The sequence below is a fragment of the Streptomyces sp. NPDC054841 genome, from assembly GCF_053611045.1.
This window is the reverse complement of the sequence record NZ_JBSGZO010000540.1, coordinates 1-5294: the sequence shown is the minus strand read 5'-3', so window position 1 is coordinate 5294 and position 5294 is coordinate 1. Positions and strand designations below refer to the sequence as shown.

Annotated in this window: 4 protein-coding genes; 1 reads left to right on the top strand and 3 read right to left on the bottom strand. The window is 71.2% G+C overall.

Features of this window, described 5'->3' with window-relative positions; all coding sequences use genetic code 11:
* Positions 1-129: 129 nt before the first annotated feature.
* Together ACWGI8_RS38690 and ACWGI8_RS38685 are read right to left on the bottom strand one after the other, a co-directional pair.
* A complete protein-coding gene (locus ACWGI8_RS38690; protein ID WP_453668125.1) occupies positions 130-1407 on the bottom strand; it encodes a hypothetical protein in 1278 nt (425 codons plus the stop codon).
* Positions 1407-1970, bottom strand: a complete 564-nt coding sequence (locus tag ACWGI8_RS38685) for a DUF4365 domain-containing protein (RefSeq protein ID WP_453668124.1) — start codon at positions 1968-1970, stop codon at positions 1407-1409. Before ACWGI8_RS38685 ends, ACWGI8_RS38690 begins: the two co-directional genes overlap by 1 nt.
* A gap of 322 nt (positions 1971-2292) precedes the next feature.
* On the opposite strand from ACWGI8_RS38685, the gene ACWGI8_RS38680 reads away from it, so the two are divergent.
* Positions 2293-3021 (top strand): exonuclease domain-containing protein, encoded by a 729-nt coding sequence (locus ACWGI8_RS38680; RefSeq protein WP_453668123.1) that lies wholly within the window; start codon positions 2293-2295, stop codon positions 3019-3021.
* 300 nt (positions 3022-3321) lie between these two features.
* On the opposite strand, the gene ACWGI8_RS38675 is transcribed toward ACWGI8_RS38680, so the two are convergent.
* Positions 3322-4986, bottom strand: a complete 1665-nt coding sequence (locus tag ACWGI8_RS38675) for a carbohydrate binding domain-containing protein (protein WP_453668122.1) — start codon at positions 4984-4986, stop codon at positions 3322-3324.
* Positions 4987-5294 lie beyond the last annotated feature (308 nt).

Sequence of the window (5294 nt, the reverse complement as noted above, 5' to 3'; positions counted from 1 at the left end):
CGGGTACTCCATGCATCGGGGCGCCGGCAGACACGAGGTGCCGGCGTCGGTGGCGCGCGGCAGAGACGAGGTGCCGCGTCAGCCTCGATCTTACGGGGGCCCGGGGACCCCCACCCGACGCGCCCTCGCTCACTCCCCCGGCCCGCACTCCTCCTCGAAGAAGGCTCCATCCTCGACGGTCCCCTGGAGCGCCTTCATCAGCCGGTCCCGCTCCGCCTCGTCCACCTGCACCGGCACCACACCCGTCGCGTCGGTGAGCCGGCGGAAGCCGCCGCGGCTCTCCAGCCGGCCGATGACCCGGATGGGGAGCCCGACCAGATGGGCGTGTCCGGCAATGCGGTACGACTCCTCGTCGAGGACGGCCCGTACATGCGGTACCTCCGCGCCCGCGAGCACCCGCAGCCGTACGGTCCCCTCGCCGCGCGGGCCGGAGCGCCGCATCCGTACCACCGCGCCGGTGACGCGGACGGGTACGGACGGCTCGTCGCGCAGATAGCGGGCGCCGGCCGCGCGCAGCGCGGGCAGGTCACCCGGCGAGAACTCGATGGGCTCCGGCCGCGCCGCGCAGCCTTCGGGCACCCCGGCCGCGGGTGACCAGGCAAGGGCGATCCGCGCCCCTTCGGCGCCGCGTACCAGCGCGACGACCGCCTCCGTCAGCTCGCGGCTGACCCCGGCCTCGACCGCGGTGTCGAACGCCTCCATCCCGCCGGTCGCGCGCTGGTAGTCGACGGCTTCGCGGGTGGCGTGCAGCGCCTGGTGGAGACGTACGACGACGGAGCGGCCGGGCTCCACGGGCACGAAGGCGGTCAGCCCTCGGCCGCCGGGCGCCGACCCGACGAGCACACCCTCCAGTGCCGCCTGCGCCTGCCGGCGGTGCCGCGCCCCGTAGTACCCGGCCCGGCCGCGGGCGGCGAGCGCGCCGGCGAGCAGCAACTGCCGGGCCGCGGACCTCAGCTGCTCCTGGACGGTCCAGGCCACCGCGCCCGAGGGTCCCTGCGGTACGTCGCGCCACCAGCGGATCTCGTCGCTGGGGACGGCGAGGCCGACGAGCACCTCGCGGGCGGACGGCGCGGCTGAGCGGGCAAGGGCCGTGAGCGCCTCGCCCAGCAGGTCCTCGCAGTCGGGGAAGGCCCGGCTCTCCGGGACGAGCAGGCTCGTGCTTCGGGAGGCCGGACCGGGTGGGGTCCAGCGGGCGTACCGTCCCGCCGCGCCGCCGCGCCGCCGCCAGCCGTGCCGGTCGAGCAGCGCGCCCAGCACGAGGGGGTCGACCTGCGCGGGGTCGGGGCCCTCGCTGCCGTACCAGGGCGCGGGCACGTCGTCCGGCAGTGGGAGCGGCAGCGGATACGGATGCGGCAGCGGGTCAGAGCCGGAGTGCGGCTGTACGGGTTCGTCGATCGGGCGGTGCATCACGGTCTGCCTCCCACCCCGACCCGGGTCATGATCTCGCAGAGCGCCCGGTCGTCGAAGATGCGCGCGGTCGGGATCCGCACGGTGGTCCTGCGCCGGCCCGTCACCGGATGGCCGGCCAGGTTGGTCCAGTAGCAGCAGTGCCGCAGATCGAGCCGGTCGTGGCTGGCGCGCAGCCATTCCTCGCGGGTCCTCGGCACGATCATGACGACGAGGATCTTGTGGACCGACACGGGTGTGCGGGCCAGCTTCACCAGGTGTTCGTTGTCGAGCGTGAAGGAGAACGCCGGCCCGGGTGGGTGCGGCGGGATCTGGTAGGTGGCCTTCAACTGCACCTTGATGGTCACTTCGTCGTCGACGGTGTGTCCGGGGGCGCTGTGGCTGACGTGCCAGTCGATCCCGTTGTCAGGGAAGGGCTGGGACAGCGAGCAGCCGGCTGCGGCCGCGACGGCGTGCAGATACCCCACCTGGAGGGTCTCCATGCAGGCGGTGGTGGCGAGTGCTCCGCGCAGCGGTACGGTCCGCTCGGGCAGCGCACCCGGTTCGGGCTGCGCGAGCGCCATGGCTCCGTCTGCCTTCCGGGCTGTGCCGATCGATTTACCCGATGTGTTCGGTTCGCCTCCGGGGCGCTCACGCGTCTGCCGACCATCGATCGCGCTCGACTGCCCGTTCCTCGCAGTCTCCGCGCGCGCGGCGGTAGCCGCACATCGATCGCAGTCTCCCTTTCGACGCCCGCGTGCCCCTTCGGCCCAGGCGACGGGCCGTCAACCTCGCGCCCCGTCATCTGTGTTGTCACCCGCTTGCGTACTGCGCAAACAGGCCGGGTATCACCGATTCGGGCAGGGGGATCACGCCATCTGCCAGGAATGTGCGAGGAGTTCGGGGATGACGCGATGGTATGAGGGGCCCCTGGCCGCATTTGACACCGAGACAACAGGAGTGGACGTCGAGGCGGACCGCATCGTCTCCGCGGCGCTCGTCGTCCAGGATTCGGCGGGAGGACGTGCGCGCGTCACCGGCTGGCTGGTCAATCCGGGCATACCGGTGCCCGAGGAGGCCACGGCCGTGCACGGTCTCACGGACGAGCATCTGCAGCGCAACGGCCGGTGGCCGGCTCCGGTGATGGAGGAGATAGGCCGGGCGCTGGCCGAGCAGTGCGCGGCGGGCAGGCCTCTCGTGGTGATGAACGCGCCGTTCGATCTGACGCTGCTCGACCGCGAGTTGCGCCGCCATCGGGCCTCGTCGCTCCCGCACTATCTGGAGCATGTGCCGATGTGCGTCCTGGACCCGCGGGTCCTCGACAAGCATCTGGACCGCTACCGCAAGGGCCGGCGCACGCTCACGGATCTGTGCGCGCAGTACGGGGTCGAGCTGGAGGGGGCGCATGACGCGGCGGCCGACGCGACCGCGGCGCTGGAGGTCGTACGGGCGGTGGGGCGGCGTTTCGCCGCACGCCTGGAGCGGCTTTCCCCGGCGGAGCTGCACACGCTGCAGGCGGTGTGGCACGCGGCGCAGGCGCGCGGTCTGCAGGCGTGGTTCGCGCGGAACGGTTCGGAGGAGTTGGTGGATCCGGCGTGGCCACTGCGGCCGGAGCTTCCGGCTCAGGCCGCCTAGTGCTGTGGCCGGGAAGGTTTGCCGGGAAGCTCGCGGCGTCCGGTGCATGGGGTCTCCCCAGGCCCGGAGGGCCGAGGGGACGCATCGCAAGGCGGAGTATCGCCCTCGTACTGGACGTACTTGGGTGATGCGACAACGCAGCGAGGTGCCGTGCAGGGCGTCGCGAGCCGGTGAACCTTTCCGGTCACGGCACTAGGTCCTGTCCGGGGGAGCGTCTTCCGGAACAGCCCGGCAAGATCCGGAAGACAGGCCCTGAGCCCGGGCGCCCCGCGGTGGCGGGGCACCCGGACAGGGCGTGGTTCAGCCGGTGAATCCGGCGGTGATGGACGTGAACTGCCAGTTGTTCTGGCTGATTCCGGAGCAGTTGCTGGTCACTCCGCCGCCGGGGCAGGGCCGGTCGCGGTTGACCGACCAGAAGGCCAGCCGTGCGATGTGGTGGGAGTTGGCCCAGTCCTTGATCTGGGTCCAGGTCGCCGGGCTGGTCAGCTCCTGCTGGTCGCTGAGGCCGTTCATGCCCGAGATGCCGATATGGGCGTAGGCGGTGGCGTCGTCCCAGCCGAAGGTGCTCTTGAGCTTGGTCTTGAGCCCCTCGGTGGCGTTCACGGTGTTGCCGTACATGTCGGCGCCTCCGCCGAAGTCGAACGGCATGATCGTGAAGACGTCGATGTTCGCCTGGAGCGCGTTGGACCGCTCGATGAGCCGGTTGCCCCACCATGTCGGGCCGGTGGTGGAGGTGCCGAAGGTGATGATGGTCTTCAGGCCCGGGTTGTTCTGCTTGACGATCTTCAGGGCGTTGAGGATGCGGTCCTGGACGACCTCGTTCTCGAACTCGTCGGTGTTCTCGATGTCGACGTCGACGGCCTTCAGTCCGTATGCGTTGATCACCTGCTGGTAGGCGCCGGCGAGCGCCTCGGGGGTGGAGCAGTTGGGGCCGAGCTTGTTGCCGCTCCAGCCGCCGATGGACGGGACGATGTCGCCGCCCGCGGCGCGGATCGCGTTGATGGTGGACTGGTCGGTGCCGCCGGTGAGCGGCCGGTTGCCGTCCCAGGCGGGGCTGCAGCCACCGGAGGACAGGATGAAGGCCATGGTGAACCATTTGATGCCGGTGGCGCTCATCACGGATGTGGCGCTCGGCGGATCGCCCCAGCCGAGGTAGAGGTAGGGCGCGGCCTGTTTGAAGCCACCGCCACCACCGCCCGGATCGGTGGTCACGCTCACCGCGGACGAGGCCGGTGAGACGTTGCCGGCCGCGTCGCGGGTACGGACGGTGAAGCTGTACGAGGTGTTCGCCGCCAGCCCGGTGACGGTGGCGCCGGTGCCGGTCACCGTGGTCGCGAGGGTGGAGCCGCGGTAGACGTCGTAGCCGGTGACGCCGACGTTGTCGGTGGAGGCGTTCCACGCGAGCGAGACGCTGGAGGACGACTTGCCGGTGGAGCGCAGATTGCCGGGCGTGGTGGGCGCCTGGGTGTCGCCACCGCCTCCGCCAGGTCCGTCGAGGCTGATGTCGTCGGCGTTGTACGTGCCCTGGCCGTACCAGCCGTGGACGTAGATCTCGGCGGTGGTCTGCGAGGCGCCGGTGGTGAAGCCGACGGTGAGCCGGGTGTACGAGGTGGCTGACGGGGTCCATGTGGACGCGCCGCCGGTGACGCCGAGGTACACGTAGTTGCCGCGCACCCAGCCGGAGAGCGAGTACGCGGTGTTGGGCTGGACCTGGACGGTCTGGGTGCACTTGGCGTTGTCACTGGCGCTCGCCGCTCCGGCGAGTGCTTTCGTGCCGCTGTGCACGGGGCTGCTGACGACCGAGCCGAGTCCGCCGGTGCAGGACCAGCCGGACAGGGATCCGGTCTCGAAGCCGGGGTTGCTGAGCAGATTCGCGGCTTGTGCGGTGCTGGGCAGGGCGATTGCGGCGGCCGCGGCCAGCAACGCCGCGCTGAGGCCCGCCAGCAGGCGGTGTCGGGAACGCACGTGACCTCCCGGTGAGGGGTGGGGACGGTTCGGCGGACCTGTCGCGGCGCCACGATTGGTCTGGACCTTTGTGGCGGATTGAAGCGAATCGACGTGTCCTCGTCAAGGGCTGGAGCGCGCCGGCAACTCGCGCCGCACACAAGAGCTCTGACGATCGGCCAGGAAGAGGCCGAACCCCCTGACGGTTGATCTACGCCTTGTCGGGGGCCGGAGCGACGCCCCACCGCAAGCCCTTCGACGACGCCCGGTCCCTCGGCGAAGGACTCCCGTCACGGCAGGGAGAACGGGGAAAACACAGAAGGCCGGTC

Bases quoted from the DNA above. Each gene is read 5' to 3' on its own strand.
- ACWGI8_RS38680 (WP_453668123.1), top strand. From the start codon at position 2,293: ATGACGCGATGGTATGAGGGGCCCCTGGCCGCATTTGACACCGAGACA.
- ACWGI8_RS38690 (WP_453668125.1), bottom strand. From the start codon at position 1,407: ATGCACCGCCCGATCGACGAACCCGTACAGCCGCACTCCGGCTCTGAC.
- ACWGI8_RS38685 (WP_453668124.1), bottom strand. From the start codon at position 1,970: ATGGCGCTCGCGCAGCCCGAACCGGGTGCGCTGCCCGAGCGGACCGTA.